The organism is Amycolatopsis sp. NPDC114484, from assembly GCF_055633755.1.
In genome coordinates, this window is sequence record NZ_JBVKDQ010000001.1 from 230,334 (window position 1) to 245,761 (window position 15,428).

The 15,428-nt window shown below is 68.8% G+C and carries 13 protein-coding genes; 5 read left to right on the forward strand and 8 right to left on the reverse strand.

What is annotated here, in order from left to right:
- Positions 1 to 39 precede the first annotated feature (39 nt).
- From ACZ7SW_RS01180 to purD, 5 genes are all read right to left on the reverse strand, one after another.
- Complete coding sequence (locus ACZ7SW_RS01180) at positions 40 to 798, reverse strand: ESX secretion-associated protein EspG (RefSeq protein WP_470228418.1); 759 nt, start codon at positions 796 to 798, stop codon at positions 40 to 42.
- Positions 795 to 2,441 (reverse strand): hypothetical protein, encoded by a 1,647-nt coding sequence (locus tag ACZ7SW_RS01185; protein WP_470228419.1) that lies wholly within the window; start codon positions 2,439 to 2,441, stop codon positions 795 to 797. The genes ACZ7SW_RS01180 and ACZ7SW_RS01185 overlap by 4 nt, the downstream gene beginning before the upstream one ends.
- Positions 2,442 to 2,450: 9 nt before the next feature.
- The gene (locus tag ACZ7SW_RS01190; RefSeq protein WP_470228420.1) at positions 2,451 to 3,053 is read right to left on the reverse strand and encodes a DUF3558 domain-containing protein; all 603 of its coding nucleotides are present in this window, start codon (positions 3,051 to 3,053) and stop codon (positions 2,451 to 2,453) included.
- The gene (locus ACZ7SW_RS01195; protein ID WP_470228421.1) at positions 3,034 to 3,423 is read right to left on the reverse strand and encodes a PE domain-containing protein; all 390 of its coding nucleotides are present in this window, start codon (positions 3,421 to 3,423) and stop codon (positions 3,034 to 3,036) included. The genes ACZ7SW_RS01190 and ACZ7SW_RS01195 overlap by 20 nt, the downstream gene beginning before the upstream one ends.
- A gap of 99 nt (positions 3,424 to 3,522) precedes the next feature.
- Positions 3,523 to 4,782: a phosphoribosylamine--glycine ligase gene (gene purD / locus ACZ7SW_RS01200; RefSeq protein WP_354740856.1), complete on the reverse strand. Its 1,260-nt coding sequence runs from the start codon at positions 4,780 to 4,782 to the stop codon at positions 3,523 to 3,525.
- 251 nt (positions 4,783 to 5,033) lie between these two features.
- Between purD and ACZ7SW_RS01205 the strand changes: the two genes are divergently transcribed.
- The 3 genes from ACZ7SW_RS01205 (at position 5,034) to ACZ7SW_RS01215 (ending at position 10,361) form a co-directional block, all read left to right on the forward strand.
- The gene (locus ACZ7SW_RS01205) at positions 5,034 to 6,170 is read left to right on the forward strand and encodes a glycerophosphodiester phosphodiesterase (RefSeq protein WP_470228422.1); all 1,137 of its coding nucleotides are present in this window, start codon (positions 5,034 to 5,036) and stop codon (positions 6,168 to 6,170) included.
- Between the two features lie 519 nt (positions 6,171 to 6,689).
- Positions 6,690 to 8,225 carry an amino acid permease gene (locus tag ACZ7SW_RS01210; RefSeq protein ID WP_470228423.1) on the forward strand — a complete coding sequence of 512 codons (1,536 nt, stop codon included), beginning with the start codon at positions 6,690 to 6,692 and terminating at the stop codon, positions 8,223 to 8,225.
- A gap of 498 nt (positions 8,226 to 8,723) precedes the next feature.
- Positions 8,724 to 10,361 (forward strand): Na+/H+ antiporter, encoded by a 1,638-nt coding sequence (locus ACZ7SW_RS01215; protein WP_470228424.1) that lies wholly within the window; start codon positions 8,724 to 8,726, stop codon positions 10,359 to 10,361.
- Here the strand turns inward: ACZ7SW_RS01215 and ACZ7SW_RS01220 are convergent.
- The gene (locus ACZ7SW_RS01220) at positions 10,342 to 11,244 is read right to left on the reverse strand and encodes a TIGR03564 family F420-dependent LLM class oxidoreductase (protein ID WP_470228425.1); all 903 of its coding nucleotides are present in this window, start codon (positions 11,242 to 11,244) and stop codon (positions 10,342 to 10,344) included. The two genes, ACZ7SW_RS01215 and ACZ7SW_RS01220, sit on opposite strands and share 20 nt — an antisense overlap.
- A gap of 150 nt (positions 11,245 to 11,394) precedes the next feature.
- Between ACZ7SW_RS01220 and ACZ7SW_RS01225 the strand changes: the two genes are divergently transcribed.
- Positions 11,395 to 11,892, forward strand: a complete 498-nt coding sequence (locus ACZ7SW_RS01225; protein ID WP_470228426.1) for an OsmC family protein — start codon at positions 11,395 to 11,397, stop codon at positions 11,890 to 11,892.
- A gap of 9 nt (positions 11,893 to 11,901) precedes the next feature.
- Here ACZ7SW_RS01225 and ACZ7SW_RS01230 read toward each other — a convergent pair whose 3' ends face one another.
- The gene (locus ACZ7SW_RS01230; RefSeq protein WP_470228427.1) at positions 11,902 to 13,092 is read right to left on the reverse strand and encodes a pentapeptide repeat-containing protein; all 1,191 of its coding nucleotides are present in this window, start codon (positions 13,090 to 13,092) and stop codon (positions 11,902 to 11,904) included.
- A 155-nt stretch (positions 13,093 to 13,247) separates the two neighbouring features.
- Positions 13,248 to 14,534, reverse strand: coding sequence for an adenylosuccinate synthase (locus ACZ7SW_RS01235; RefSeq protein ID WP_470228428.1), 1,287 nt, complete (start codon positions 14,532 to 14,534; stop codon positions 13,248 to 13,250).
- A gap of 76 nt (positions 14,535 to 14,610) precedes the next feature.
- On the opposite strand from ACZ7SW_RS01235, the gene ACZ7SW_RS01240 reads away from it, so the two are divergent.
- The gene (locus ACZ7SW_RS01240; RefSeq protein WP_470228429.1) at positions 14,611 to 15,282 is read left to right on the forward strand and encodes a hypothetical protein; all 672 of its coding nucleotides are present in this window, start codon (positions 14,611 to 14,613) and stop codon (positions 15,280 to 15,282) included.
- Positions 15,283 to 15,428: the final 146 nt, after the last annotated feature.

The window sequence follows — 15,428 nt, forward strand, 5'->3', positions numbered from 1 at the left end:
GCGCGGTCGAAACGGGAGAAAACGGGCAGCCTCAACGTGTCAAATCGCGGCTTGCAACTCCCGCACCCGTTCCACCAGCACCGCGTTGTCCGCCGGGCTCACCGTCGCCCAGGTATAGCCGTCCGAATCATCGGTCAACTGGAACAGATACCGCCCGGAATCGGTGTCGTAAAAAGCCGCCACGTGCGGCGAACGGCGCACCGTTCCGTCCCGCAGCACCCGTTCCGCGCAGAATTGGCCGCGGGCCGCCTGTCCCATCAGCATGCCCGCCAGTTCCTGTGCCTCCCACAACGCCACACCCCGATCCTCCAAGGCGGTGACCAGGGCTTTCGGATCGCCAGCGGCAGCCGCGTCGGCGGCGGCGAGCGTGCTGTGCGGTACCGAGATCGACTGGCCGACCCCGGCGTCGAACTCCCCGGCGACCCGCACCGCGACGTCGGCGAGGGTGTCCGGTTCGGCGTCGATCAGCCACACCTCGTCCCGGTCGACTACCGCGAGCACGGCCTGGCTTCCCCGGCTCACCGCGCGGCCGTGGATCTCCCGGTCCGCCCACACCCAGACGTCCACGGCTTCCCGCGGCCGCGCCAGCAAATGCAGCTGGTCCAGCACTGTCCCGGAAGGACGGCGGCCGCGTGCGAGCCGTCGCTGTGCCAGCGAATCCCAAACGGACTCGATCAGTTCGGCCCGTTCGGTGTGCGTGCGCCCCGGCGACGGAACCGCGAGCGCGGCCGGGCGCCCGCCCAGGTCCAGCGATTCCCACAGCACGTCGAATTCGAGGGCGGTCAGTACCAGGTTCACGGCCGGCGCACGTCTCCCGTGCCGTCGCCGAGGACGTCGCGCGTCACCATCCGGCCGTCGGCGAACAGGTCCTTGTCGTCTACACCGAAGCGGCGCACGTGCTCGTCGTCGCTTTCCTGCGGAGCGGCTTCGGAGAGGTACTTGGCGTCGCCACTGGCCGATTTCGGCGCGATCTGCTCGGCTTTCCGCAGTGCGACGGCTTCTTCCTCGGGAAGCTCGTCCACTGGCAACGGCCGGACCAGCCCCTTCTGCTGACCGTCTTGTGCGCGGCCCTGCCGTTCGCGGTCTCCGGAAAGCGCACCACCGGCTACTCCCGCGCCCAAGGCAGCGGCGCCTGCGCCGATTTCACCGGCCGACGCTCCTCCGCCGCGCGGGGCCGGGGCATTACCGGAGGGTTCGGCCACCGGGGCGGGCGGTGCCTGCGGGACGCTGCCGACCAGACGACCCCGTTGCAGCGCTTGGTTTTCGTGCCCGCCGCCGGGGTAGCTGCCACCCGTCGCACCGCCGGGGTTTCCTCCCGAGCCGCCGCGACCGGTGGTGCCACCGAAACTTTCGGAACTGCCAACGGTTCCGCGATTGGCCGGACCGGACCCGCTGTCGGATCCGCTGCTCGTCCCGCGCGGACCAGTCGGCAGGAACGTGCCGGACTCCCCGGGACGCACCCCGCCAGGGACCCGCGTCCCGCCGGAAGTGCCCGGCCCGCCTGAAGTGCTTGGCCCGCCAGGGATTCCCGGCACGTTGGGGGTGCCGCCCGACCGAGGCGCGCCAGGCAATCCCGGCTCGCTGCCCCGAGGTGCGTTCCCCGGTGCCTTCTCCCAGCCCGCCGGAGGGGGCGACGACGGCGGCACGTAGCTGGCCGCGACCACCGGCGCAGTTGACCGAGCCGCCGGCGCCTGCGAAGGCGTGCCGTACGCGGGCGTCGGCGGATCCGCGACCGGAGGGGCCGGAGGCGGCGGCGGGGGAACGTATTGCGACTTCACCGAAGCCGCGGCGGGCCGCACCTGGCCGTCCGGCGTCACGTCGACCGCCGCGGCCGCGCGGTCGACCGGGCTCGGTCCGCTGCCGGGCTGGACCATCGTGAGTGATTGCGGCTGGCTCAACGGTTCGGCCGACAGCAGGTTTTCCCCGCTCTGCTGGGCGTAGGAGTTCAACGCCTCGACCGCTTGGCCGCGCGCGTTGTCCGCTGCCTGCACCTGGGCCGCGTGATCCGTCTCGAATCCGAGGAAGCTCGCGACCGAATCGACGAGCGTGAGGCTTTCCGCGCCTTTGCGCACCGCCGCCGGATCGGGCAGCTTGTACTTGGTGCGGTTGAACGCTTCCCCTTGTGCGAAAAGCATTTCCGCGGTGTGCGTGACCTTCTGCATCGCGTCCTGCGAGAAGCCCGCCTGATCCGACAGCACCTGCCCGGCCTGTCCGCCCGCCTGGCTCTGCCATTCCACGCCGAGCTTCGCCAGCTGGTCGCGCAGCGTGCGGTCGGTGCCCGCGAGCGCGGTCGCGACCTCCCGCAGCGCCTCGACCGCGGTGGCGATGCTGGCGATTCCGTCGCCGGTGCCGAACTTCTCGATCTCGTCGGCGATGGCGGTGTCGGTCCACCCGTCGAAACGGTGGTCGCGGATCCTGCCCGCGAGTTCGGAGATCTCCACGCGCCCTCCCTAGGTCCGGTTCTTCAGGCCCTGCACGGCCAGGCCGGCGGCCTGGGTGGCGATTTCGCACAGCTGCGGCTGGCTGAACGCGCCCGCGGTGACCGCGAACTCCTGTGCCGCCATGGTGTGTCCCGCGGCGACGCCGACGAGCACCTCGCAGTCGGCGGGCGTGCCTGCCGCGCGGTAGTTCGTGATCGCCGGATAGCCCTCGACGCTCGTGGACGCGGTGGTCATGCTGTTCTTGCGCCGCGAGCCGGTGAGCCACTCCTGCACGTCCGCGCCGACGATCCGCAGGTGCAGCGCGTGGAACGGCTCGGTCTTGTCCGAATCGAACACGCAGGTGGGCCCGTCCTTCGCCTCCGCGGCCTTGCGCGGCGCGCTCGTGACCTTCAACAGATCGAGCTGCGCCTGCCCGAGCAGGTCGCAGGGATCGGTCCCGGCGATCGGCAAATCCGACGGCCGCGGCGGCAGTGCGGCCGCTTTCGTCTGTTGCGCCAGGGAACTCATCGCGGGTTGGACGGGGTACGCGGTGCCTTGCTCGCCCGACGAGCAGCCCGCGACGCCGAGTACCGCGACAACCGCGAGGATCGGCTTAGTGGATGCCGTGCGCACCGCGGTCCCCGAAAGCCGCGGCCTTGTCCGCGTCGCTGGCTTCGTACGTCTTCGCTGCTTCGCGCAGCTGTCCGACGAGCTTGTGCAGATTGGCGACGTACGCGCGCACCTGCGCGACGTACGACTGATCACCTTCCGCGACAACGGTGTTCCACGCCGCCATCGCGTTCACGCTCACCGCGTCCGACGAAGGAGTGTCGACGCGCAGCTCGCCCAACCGCGTGAGGAGCTTGTCTTCGAGCGCACTGACCTGCTCGTCGACCACCCGCGCGACCTCGAGCAGCTTCGCCGGCTCGACCACGATGTCCGCCACGCCCGGCGCTGCCGGTACCGACGAAGCCAGGTCGGTGAGCGGTGTGCTTCCCGGCATGCGCTAACCCCTCCCGTGATACGGACGGTGACCGTACGGACCCGTTTCGAGGCTACCAACCGCCGCGTGAACCCGAGGCGAACTTCGTGGAGAAGCTGCTCAGGCGGGAGCGCTTACTTCCCCGTTGGCCGCGCGCAGTGCGATATCGGTGCGATGGTGCGAGCCAGCGAGGTGTACGCGCTCGACAGTCTCGTACGCGTGCTTACGCGCCGCCTTAAGCGACTTACCGGTGCCGACAACCGACAACACGCGTCCGCCCGCCGAGATAACCGCACCGTCGTCGCGACGCCGCGTACCCGCGTGAAGCACGCCTTCGATCTCTCCGCCGGTGATGACGTCACCAGTGCGCGGCTTGCCCGGGTACCCGTCAGCAGCGATCACGACGGTCACCGCGGCCCCGCCGGACCACTCCAGCGGCGGCAGCTCGGCCAGCTTCCCGGTCGCCGTCGCGTTCAGGATGGTCGCCAGCGACGTACGCAGCAGCGCGAGCACAACCTGCGTCTCGGGGTCGCCGAAACGGCAGTTGAACTCGATCACCTGCGGGCCTTCCGAGGTGAGCGCGAGACCGGCGTAGAGCAGGCCGGAGAACGGGCTGCCCCGGTCGGCGAGTTCGTCCACCACCGGCTGCACGACCCGCGCGACAACGTCGTCCACCAGGTCCTCAGGCGCCCACGGCAACGGTGCGTACGCGCCCATACCGCCGGTGTTCGGGCCAGTGTCGCCGTCGCCGACGCGCTTGAAGTCCTGCGCCGGCAGCATCGGCACCACAGTGCGGCCGTCAACGAAGCAGAACAGAGAGGCCTCCGGGCCGTCCAAAAAGGACTCCAGAAGGACCGGGTGCCCACCGTCGAGCAGCATCAGCGCATGCTTGCGCGCGACCTCGACGTCCTGGGTCACGACGACGCCCTTGCCAGCGGCGAGACCGTCGTCCTTCACCACCCAGGTGGGCCCGAAGCGCTGAAGCGCGGCGTCGAGACGCGCGGGAGTGTCGACGACCTCACTGCGGGCAGTCGGCACCTTCGCGGCCGCCATGACGTCCTTCGCGAACGCCTTCGACCCCTCGATGCGCGCAGCCGCGGCAGACGGTCCGAAGCAGGCGATACCGGCTTCGCGCACCGCGTCGGCGACGCCCGCGACGAGCGGCACCTCCGGCCCGATCACGACGAGGTCAGCCTTCCACTCCTTGGCCAGGGCCGCGACGGCCTCCGGCTCGGCGAGCTCGACCCCGAGCTGCTCGGCGACCGCGGTCGTGCCGGCGTTGCCGGGGGCGCAAGCAAGCGCCGTGACCGCGGGGTCGCCTGCCACCGCGAGGACGAGTGCATGCTCCCGAGCGCCGGAGCCGATTACCAGTACGCGCACGCCGGACAGCGTAACGGTGGGTGTCGCGCCGCGGCAGCGCGCCATCCGCGACCCCGCCCGGACCAGGTGCGCGACTGGTCCGGTGAGTGCTCAGCCCTGGGAGAATCCTGTCCGAAATCGGATGCCATCCACCGTTTACCCGGTTGTCAACCGCCCGTCCGGCTGGTGCCGCGCGCTCGACGCTTGCGGCGGTGAGGGTGACGCGGTAGTCGTGGCGAGCTGCGGATCGCCCGGTAGAGAAAGGTCCCCCCATGAAGCGCAAACGCCTCGGCGTGCTCGCCCTGTCCGGCCTGGCCCTGCTCGGCGTCGCCGGCCTCGCGATCGGCCCGGCCGCCGCGAGCGAGGAGACGGCCGCGGGTGCGGCCGCGCACGGTCCCCGGCACGATGGCCCGGTGATCGTCGGACACCGGGGAGCGCCCGGCTACCGCCCGGAGCACACGCTCGCGTCGTACGAACTCGCCTGGCGGATGGGCGTGGACTACGTCGACGTCGACCTGGTGCCGACCAAGGACGGCCAGCTCGTCGCCCGGCACGAGCCGGAGATCGGCGGCACGACCGACGTCGCGGCCCATCCGGAGTTCGCCTCGCGCAAGACCACGAAGGTCATCGACGGAACCAAGATGACCGGCTGGTTCACCGAGGACTTCACCCTCGCCGAGCTGAAGACGCTCTACGCCAAGGAGCGGATCCCGCAGAACCGGCCGAACAACCAGCTCTACGACGGCCGCTACCGGATCGCGACGTACCAGGAGGTGCTCGACCTGACCCGGCGGCTCGGCCACGAGCTGCACCGGACGCTGGGCACCTACCCGGAGGTCAAGCACTCGACGTACTTCTCCTCGATCGGCAACCCGACCGAACCGAAGCTGGTGTCGATCCTCAACCGCAACGGCCTGAACCGGCCGAACGCGCCGGTGATCATCCAGTCGTTCGAGGTGTCGAACCTGCGGGAGCTGCACAAGCAGGTGCGCGTCCCGCTGCTGCAGCTGACCGAGGCGAAGGGCGCTCCGGCGGACTTCATCGCGAAGGGCGACAAGCGCACCTACGCCGACCTGGTCACGCCCGCCGGACTGCGCGAGATCGCGAAATACGCGAAGTACCTCGGCCCGGAGAAGGGGCAGATCATCCCGCGGGACGCACAGGACAACCTCGGCAAGCCGACCACGCTGATCGCCGACGCGCACCGCGCCGGGCTCGAGGTGCAGCCCTACACCTTCCGCAACGAAAACCCGTTCCTTCCGGCGAACCTGCGCTCCTCGGCCAGCCCGAGCGCGTTCGGCAACGTGTTCGCGGAGGAAGCGGCGTTCCTGAAGGCCGGGGTCGACGGATTCTTCGCCGACCAGCCGGACACCGCGCTGGAATCGGTGCGGGACTTCACTGGCCGCTGATTTCCCTTTGCTGGCTTAGGTTTTCCTTCCGGCCCGCTGGTGACGTTCGCGTCGCCGGCGGGCCGTTTTTGTCGGGGTGGCCTGATACGTTCTCCGGCAGGACAAGCCCCGCGTGTGGTCTTCGCTCGCGCCCTGCTGCCGTGGGCGATCCTGCCCGGGCCGGATTGCCCTTGCTGCCTCCGCCCATGAGTTCGCGGCGCATTCCTGGGACCTCGCGCACGCCATCGGCCGGGCTGCCGCGCTCGATCCGGACCTTGCCGCGCGAGCCCTCGAAGCGTTCTCGACGTTCGTCCGCCAGAGGCCCGGAACTGCTCGACAGACGACCGGTTCGAGTGATGCGCTCTCGAACAATTGTTCGAGATACTGGTGCCATGTCAATCACCGAAACCCGGACCGCCCTGCGCCGTTCGGAGGAGCTTCCGCCCAGCCACCTGCGAAACCTTGACACCCGCGAACCGCGAGGGCTAACTTCTGCGCACTCTCAATGGTCTGTCCGCATACCTTTCAGGTGGGTGCCCGATGGATGTCTCCGACCAGCAGACCGGCCAACCCGACGAAGACAGCGCTCGCCTGCACGCGCTCGGCTACGCGCAGGAACTCAAACGCACGATGTCGGCGTTCTCGAACTTCGCCGTGTCGTTCACGATCATCTCGATCCTGTCCGGCTGCCTCACGCTGTACGGCTTCGGCATGAAGACCGGCGGCCCGGCGGCGATGATCTGGGGCTGGCCGCTGGTCGGGCTGTTCGTGGTGCTGGTCGGGCTGGGCATGGCGGAGGTGTGCTCGAGCTATCCGACCGCGGGCGGGCTCTACTACTGGGCGGCGAAGCTGGCGACGCGCAACGGTCCCGCGTGGTCGTGGTTCACCGGCTGGTTCAACCTGATCGGGCAGATCGCGGTGACGGCTGGCATCGACTTCGGCGCTGCCCTGTTCCTCAACGCGTTCCTCGATCTGCAGTGGGGCTTCAGCGCGACGCCGGGGCACACGATTCTGTTGCTGGTCGTCATCCTTGTCCTGCACGGGGTGCTGAACACGTTCGGCGTGCGCGTGGTGGCGGTGCTGAACAGCGTCAGCGTGTGGTGGCATCTGGTGGGCGTGCTGGTGATCGTGGGCGTGCTCGTGTTCGTGCCGGCGAAGCACCAGGAAGCGTCGTTCGTGTTCGGCAGCTTCGTGAACCAGACCGGCTGGGGTTCCGCGCCGTATGTGTTCCTGCTGGGTTTGCTGCTGGCGCAGTACACCCTCACCGGCTACGACGCCTCGGCGCACATGACGGAGGAAACCAAGAACGCCGCGAAAGCGGGTCCGCGCGGAATCATCAACTCGATTCTCGTGTCGCTGGTCGCGGGCTGGATCCTGTTGATCGGCCTGACGTTCGCGATCCAGGACTACGACGGAGCCGTCAACTCGGCCACCGGCGTCCCGCCGGCACAGATCTTCATCGACGCGACCGGTGCGGTGACCGGCAAATTCCTGCTCCTGATCTGCATCGGCGCACAGCTGTTCTGCGGCATGGCCTCGGTGACCGCGAACTCCCGCATGATCTACGCCTTCGCCCGCGACGGCGCGATCCCGGGTTCGAAGGTCTGGCACAGCATCAACAAACGAACCCAAACCCCGACCAACGCGGTATGGCTGGCGGCCGGCGGCGCGCTGGTGCTCGCACTGCCGTACCTGTGGAGCGCGACGGCTTACGCAGCAGTCACTTCGATCGCGACAGTGGGCCTGTACGTCGCGTACGTGATCCCGGTCTTCCTCCGCGTCCGCCGGGGCGACAGCTTCGAGAAGGGCCCGTGGAACCTGGGCCGCTGGGGCAAACCGATCGGCATCGTCGCGACGGGGTGGGTCGTGGTGATCTTCGTGCTCTTCATGCTCCCCCAAGCGAGCCCCATCACGGTCGACACGTTCAACTACACGCCGATCGCCTTCCTGGTAGTCCTGGGCGGGGCTGCCCTGTGGTGGGTCTTGTCGGCACGGAAGTGGTTCACCGGCCCGAAGGTGCAAGGTTCGGCGGAGGAATTGGCCGCGGTGGAAAAGGAACTGAAGGAACTCGGTTAGTCCTGGGAGTTCTGGAAGCGGCTGACCGTTCCCCACCCGGCATCCCTCCACCCGGCATTGCTCCACCCGACGTTGCTCCGCCGACGAGCCTTGGACTGGAGCCTGCACGCGGGGCCTGATCAACCCGCACGCCGAACCGCCGTGCGGCGACTGCTCCGCAGCACCGGCGGGCGACTTCGCCCATCACCGCCAACCACTCCCAGGTCCGTCGTCCGCACCGTCCGCCGGTCGTCGCCAACTCCGTCGCGTCCGCGTCGCGCTGGCGTGCGAGCCGACCGCCCCCGAACCCGGCCCGCCCTCGACCATCCGCCCCACCCCGAAGGGAGGCCCGACACGAACCACACCCTCCGCGTCGCACTGGCGCGCGAGAGCCGACCACCTCCGAACCCCGGCCCCCTCCCGACCCCGACCCCGACCGTCCACCTCACTTCGAAGGGAGGCCCGACACGAACCCACACCATCCGCGCCTCGGCTGACCCATGAGTCAAGATGCGAAGCATGGAGACCTTGACGCTGGTCGGCGTGCTCGCCGGATCGCTCGGGCTGACCGCGGTCGCCCGGCGGTTCAACCTTTCCGCGCCGCTGCTCATCGTGGTGGTCGTGCTGGGGATCGCGCTGATTCCCGGCGTTCCGCGGGTCGAGCTGGAGCCCGAGCTGATCCTGACCGTCGTGCTGCCGCCGCTGCTGTACTCGACGTCGCTGGAGAGTTCGCTCTCCCACTTTCGTGCGAATCTGCGGCCGATCATCACCCTCGGGGTGCTGCTCGTGGTGGTCACCGCGTTCGTGATCGCGTTCGTGGTGCACCTGCTGCTGCCCGATCTGCCGTGGGCGTCGGCGCTGGTGCTCGGGGCGGTCGTGTCTCCGCCGGACGCGGTGACCGCCGTCGCGATCGGTCGGCGGCTGGGGTTGCCGCGGGGCGTGATGACGGTGCTCACCGGCGAAAGCCTGGTCAACGACGCGGCCGCGCTCACGCTGTACAAGGTCGCGCTCGCGGCGGTGGCCGGGACGGCGGGGTCGCTCGGGCACGGGTTCGCGGTCTTCGCCGTCGCGACGGTGGTCGGCATTCTGGTCGGGCTGGTCGCGGGCGGGGTCGTCGAACTCATCCGCACGCGGCTGGACGATCCGCTGCTCGAATCGGCGTTCGGGATCGTGGTGCCGTTCGCGGCGTACGTGACCGCGGAGCATCTGCATCCGTTCGGGGCGGAGTTCAGCGGGTCCGGCGTGCTGGCGGTGGTCACGGCGGGGCTGTTCCTCGGGCACCGGTCGTTGCGGGCGTCCCCGGCGACGCGGGTGCAGGACCGGTCTGTCTGGGCGTCGATCGACGTCATGCTCGAGGCGCTGGTGTTCGCGTTGATGGCGTTGCAGCTGCCGTTCGTGCTCGACGGGGCGCAGCATGCCGCGCGGGACAACGGGACGCTCGCGCTGTCCGCGGTCGTCGTGCTGCTCGCCACGATGTTCGTGCGGATTCCGGCCGTGTTCCTGTCCAGCTATCTGCCTCGGTCGCTGCAACTTCTCAGACGCACCAAGCACGATCCGCCAGCCTGGCGTTCGCTGGCGGTGATCTCGTGGACCGGCATGCGCGGCGTGGTCACCATCGCCGCCGCGTCCGGTGTTCCGGCGGGTACGCCTGGTCGCGCCGAGATTCAGCTGTTCGCGTTCTCCGTCGCGGTCGGGACGGTGCTAATCCAAGGCCTCACGCTGCCGCCGCTGATTCGGCTGCTCAAAGTCCAGGACCCGGAGGAGGACGCCCGCGACCAGGCCGAGGAGCTGGCCGCGCGCAAGGTCGCGCAAAAGGCCGCGCACGAACGGCTGCGCGAGCTCGCGCGTGACCAACTGTCCACATTGGACATGGAACCGGAGAAAATGAAGCGGCTCGAAGAACGGCTGGAACGCGTGGTGGACACCCGTTACCGGTTCGCGCAGGCCGCGATCACCCTGTCCGGCGAGGAACGCCGCGACAGTCCGCAGGCGCAGTTCGCCAAGGCGCGGCGGGAACTCCTCATTACCCAGCGTGCGGCGATGATCGAGGAGAACCGCGCCGGTCGCCTTGACGACGACGTCCTGCAGAAGGTGCTGCACGAACTCGATCTGGAGGAACTGTCAGTAACGACAACCCTTACGAACCGGATGAGTTGAGCTCGCCCGTCAGCCGCCAGGTGCGCCGCCGGTCCTCGTCGGTGTGCAGGGCGGTCTGGGTGAGCAACACGTCGGTCGCGCCCGCGTCGAAGTAGCGCTGCACGCCGGCAGCGACCGTCTCCTCGTCGCCGATCAGCACCAGTTCCGCCGCGTTTTCGATGCCGCCCTCCTGCAGCACGCGCCGATACGACGGGATCGAACCGTAGAAACCGAGTTCCCGCGCCGCGATCTCGCGCACCGCGTCGACGTCGCTGGTCACCACAGCCGGAACGGCGGCGACCACTCGCTTGCCCGGACCGATCCCGGGCACGATCAGGTTTGAGAGAGCACGCGGGCTGGCCAGGTACGGCAGCGTCCCGTCCGCCAGTTCCCCGGTGACGCGCAACGCCTGCGGACCCATCGCGGCAACGAGCACCGAAATCGGTGTCGCCGGCGCGGGCTCCGACAGGTGCACCTCCACCGTCGAGCCGGTGAAGTCGACTTGTTCCCCGGCGAACAGCGCACGCAAAACGGTCAGAGTCTCCCGCAGGTGCCGCACCGGCGGCGGATACGGCGTGCCGTAGACGGGTTCGAGAAAGTTCTTCGACCCAAGGCCGATGCCGAGAGTGAACCGCCCGCCGGACGCCTCGCTCGCCGTGCGCGCGGCAGCGGCCAGCACCAGCGGATGCCGCGGGTAAATCGGCACGACGGACGTGCCGATTTCGACCCGGGAAGTCATCTGCCCGGCCAGCGCGGCCAGCGCCAGTGCGTCGTGGCTCGACGGCAATTGGGAGAACCAGATCGACGCCGCGCCCGCCTCCTCGGCCTCGCGCACCTGGTCCAGGACTTCGGCCACTGTGATGTTCGCCTGCGGGCGGGCAGGAAGGGTTAGTCCGACGCTCATACCTTCAAATTATTCAGCCGCGCCACCGGTTTCTCACCAGCGGAAACAAGTACGCGGCTTTGTGCCAGCCGCCTTCTCAGCCGACGAGAGCCCCTGCCCGGCCGCCCGGCAGACCCGCACCCTGGACGCCCGACGACCCCAGGAGGACCGATGTCCCTGACCGACGTCATCGACGGCACCCGCCAAGCCGTGCGGACGGACCGGCACAACGCGGCGGTGTCGTTCAGCGTCGACCACGCACTGGCCGCGAACACCGCGACGGTGGTGGACGTCCGGGTGCGCGACCACGCGTTCACCGTCGACGAACCGCCCGCCCTCGGCGGCACCGACCAGGCGGCGAACCCGGTCGAGTACGCGCTGGCCGCGCTCGGCTCCTGCCAGGTGATCACGTACCAGTTCTGGGCGGCCCGCCTCGGCATCCCGCTGGACGGAGTCCGCGTGAAGGTGGACGGAGACCTCGACCTGCACGGCTTCTTCGGCTTCGACGAATCGACGCGCCCCGGCTTCAGCGACGTGCGAGTGTCCGTGGAACTCGACGGCCCGGCCGCGCCCGAGGTCTACGAACAACTCCGCCGCGCGGTGGACGAACACTGCCCGGTGCTCGACCTGTTCCGCAACCAAACCCCAGTCACCACAACGGTTCGCTGACCACAACGATCACGACGGATCCAGCTCGCGGCGATAGACCAAAGTCCCGTCGGCGGAAACGCTCCACTGGTCGGGCAGTATCGGCTCTTCGGCCAGCTGCCCGATCTTCGCGTCCTGGAAGTTGAAGCGGGTACCGGGAAACTCGTCCCACGACAACGAATCGCCGACATACTCTTCGCTCGGCTGACTGATCTTCGGAGGCTTGTCGAATTCGATGAACTGACCGAACTCCCCGTCCCGAAAATCGCACGTCCCGCAGAACTCCGAGCGAAAGAACCCGGCTCCGCCGAGGAACCGAACACTCCTCGCCGAAAGATGCCAGCCGAACCGCGTCCGCGTGAAGATGGCGCGATCGAGAAACTTCGTACCGGAGAAGCTCGCCAGCCGATCGAAGTCGGCCTCGTAGAACCACACCTCTCCGTGGAAGACAGTCTGGTCGAACCTGGCCACCACCAGGAACTGAGTTCCGCGGAACCGTGCTTTGCCGACAGAACACCCGGCAAGCCGGAAGTCGATCAAGACCGCGCGACTCAGGTCTATCTCAAGGGCACCCCAATTCGCTGGGGAGCCGTCACTCTCCCGGAGATGATCCGCCAGCAGTCCCTGCGCGGCGAGCCGTACCTGAAGTTCCTCTCGCTCCTGCCGTTCAGCCTCCGACATTTCGCTTTTCAGGTCGGCAGCCACGGACCGTTCGTAATCCCACGAAGGTTCGGGAAACGGCATTCGCAGATACGCACAGACAACGTTGACGACGGCCTGTCGCAGCGTCGGATTCGCGTTCGCCAGCCGTTCCAGCGCATACAATCCGCCGAGCCGAACGGGTGCCTTGTCCGACCCGATCTGTTCGACAGCTTTGGCGTACAGCTCGGTGATCCGCCGCTCGGTCAGGTCGAACTCGGTCGCGAGCTGGACCCTCTCGCGATGCCGCTGATCCTCGGCGGTGGCGGCGATGGTCTCGTTGATCTGTATTTCCATCGACCGTTGCCGACGCGCCGCCAGCCACAAGGCGAAGGCTCCGCCGGTGCCGACCGCGAGGCTCAGCGCCGTCCGGATGGCGTCGAGCTCAGCCCGGGCGGTGTCCGACGTCGGCGCGGTCGCCACCTGGCTCACCAACAGCCAGGTCGCCGCCGCGATCAGAACCGCGGTCGCCGCGGCGGCAGCGGCAACCCACCACCACCGCAGCTCCGGCAGCTTCTGCACCCGGCCAGCCCTGCCAGCCCGGTCAGGTCGGCCATCCCGGCCAGCCCGGCCAGGCCCGCCAGACCGGTCAGGCCCGCCAGTCCCGTCCGATCGACCAGCACCACCATCCGTCGTCATGCCGCTCTCATCGAACGGCGAACGACAGACGCAACAACTCAGGCGAACTCGTGCCGCACGATCGTCTGTTCCCGCCCGGGGCCAACGCCGATCGCCGAAACCCGCGCCCCCGACAGCTCCTCGATCCGCTCGACGTAAGCCCGCGCGTTGGCAGGCAGCTCGTCGTACGTGCGGCAGGCCGAGATGTCCTCGAACCAGCCCGGGAGCTCTTCGTAGATCGGGACCGCGTGGTGCACGTCGGTCTGGGTCATCGGCATGTCCGAGGTCCGGAAGCCGTCCACCTCGTAGCCGACGCAGACCGGGACCTTCTCCAGGCCGGACAGCACGTCCAGCTTGGTCAGGAAGTAGTCGGTGATTCCGTTGACCCGCACCGCGTAGCGGGCGATCACCGCGTCGAACCAGCCGGTGCGCCGGGAGCGGCCGGTGGTGACGCCGAACTCGCCGCCCTGCTTGCGCAGGTACTCGCCGGACTCGTCGTCCAGTTCGGTCGGGAACGGGCCGGAGCCGACGCGGGTCGTGTAGGCCTTCAGGATGCCCAGCACGGTCGTGATGCGGCCCGGGCCGATGCCCGACCCCGCGCTCGCGCCGCCGGACGTCGGGTTCGACGACGTGACGAACGGGTACGTGCCGTGGTCCACGTCGAGCAGCGTGCCCTGCGAACCCTCCAGCAGCACCGTTTCGCCGCGCTCCAGCGCCTGGTTCAGCTGCAGCCGGGTGTCGGCGATGCGGTGCGCGAACTTCTCGCCCGCCGCGAGCACCTCGTCGGCGACCTGGTCGGCGTCGAGCGCCTTGCGGTTGTAGACCTTGACCAGCACCTGGTTCTTGAATTCCAGTGCCGCCTCGACCTTCTGGCGGAAGATCTTCTCGTCGAGCAGGTCCTGCACTCGGACGCCGACGCGGGCGATCTTGTCCTGGTAGCACGGGCCGATGCCGCGGCCGGTGGTGCCGATCTTGCGGCTGCCGAGATAGCGCTCGGTGACTTTGTCGATCGCCACGTGGTACGGCATGATCAAATGCGCGTCGGCCGAGATCAGCAGCTTGCTGGTGTCGACGTCGCGCTCCTCGAGACCGGCCAGCTCGTCCAGCAGCACGCCCGGGTCGATGACCACGCCGTTGCCGATGACGTTCGTCACGCCCGGCGTCAGGATCCCCGACGGGATCAGGTGCAGCGCGAAGTTCTCGCCGTTCGGCAGCACGACCGTGTGGCCCGCGTTGTTGCCGCCCTGGTAGCGGACGACCCACTTGACGCGGTCGCCGAGCAGGTCGGTGGCCTTGCCCTTGCCCTCGTCCCCCCACTGGGCACCGATCAGCACGATGGCCGGCATGTGACACTCCAGGTGTTCGGCAATAGGAATAGTGCTCCCGGACGGGGGCACGGGTGGCGCTGGTAAATGCCGGTGCATGACTTTAACGGAGGACGCCGGGGTGCGCGGAATAGTGGTGGCCTGCGGGGCCGCGGCGGATCTGCCCGCGCGGCTCGGCGACGTCGGCCTCGTGCACGCCGGACCCCGTCCCGGCAAGGCGGAAATCGACCCCTTGCTGGGGGAACACGACCGGCTCGTCGTGCTGGGCTCCGACGCCGACCTCGCCGCCGTGGTGGTGCGTCTCATGCGCCGCGAAGTACTCCCGGGCGTGTCCGTCGGTTTCGTGGCCACTGAGACCGGCTCTCGCGTCGCCGCGCACTGGCGGCTGCCTTCGGACCCGGACGAGGCGTTCGCGCTCGCTTGGAAGGGCGAGGACGCCGAAACCCCGCTCGTGCGCGACGACACCGGCGGCGTGCTCCTCGGGCACGCGACCCTGCGCGATGTCAAGGGCCAGGCGTATTGCGACGAACAGGTGGCTTTCGACGGATTGGTTTCCGGCATCGAGGTCGCACCGGACGACTCCGGAGTGACCGCCCGAATCACCCGCGGCAAGCTCCTCAAACGGTCCTCGACGTTCCGCGGGCGCGCCTTCCAGCTCGGCTGCGTTCCGACGTCTTCGCTGGTCATCGACGGTGTCCCGCAGGAACGCGAGATCACCCGGCGAACCTGGTACCGGCACACCGCCGACCTCCGCGCGGTCCGCAGCTGACCCGTTAGTGCTGGACAACGTTCAAGCCAATTTGGACTCTCGATGACTTTCCGTTTACTGAAGGTCGGTTTCCTGTCACCTGACGGTGTTGCGCACGCCACTTTCGTGGTCAAAGGTGAACCAGTCCCACACCTGACCAGGGAGGC

What these genes read in the sequence shown, in the direction of transcription:
- ACZ7SW_RS01210 (WP_470228423.1), top strand. Translation starts at nt 6,690, where the DNA reads ATGGATGTCTCCGACCAGCAGACCGGCCAACCCGACGAAGACAGCGCT.
- ACZ7SW_RS01220 (WP_470228425.1), bottom strand. Translation starts at nt 11,244, where the DNA reads ATGAGCGTCGGACTAACCCTTCCTGCCCGCCCGCAGGCGAACATCACA.
- ACZ7SW_RS01205 (WP_470228422.1), top strand. Translation starts at nt 5,034, where the DNA reads ATGAAGCGCAAACGCCTCGGCGTGCTCGCCCTGTCCGGCCTGGCCCTG.
- ACZ7SW_RS01235 (WP_470228428.1), bottom strand. Translation starts at nt 14,534, where the DNA reads ATGCCGGCCATCGTGCTGATCGGTGCCCAGTGGGGGGACGAGGGCAAG.
- ACZ7SW_RS01240 (WP_470228429.1), top strand. Translation starts at nt 14,611, where the DNA reads ATGACTTTAACGGAGGACGCCGGGGTGCGCGGAATAGTGGTGGCCTGC.
- ACZ7SW_RS01215 (WP_470228424.1), top strand. Translation starts at nt 8,724, where the DNA reads ATGGAGACCTTGACGCTGGTCGGCGTGCTCGCCGGATCGCTCGGGCTG.
- ACZ7SW_RS01225 (WP_470228426.1), top strand. Translation starts at nt 11,395, where the DNA reads ATGTCCCTGACCGACGTCATCGACGGCACCCGCCAAGCCGTGCGGACG.
- ACZ7SW_RS01195 (WP_470228421.1), bottom strand. Translation starts at nt 3,423, where the DNA reads ATGCCGGGAAGCACACCGCTCACCGACCTGGCTTCGTCGGTACCGGCA.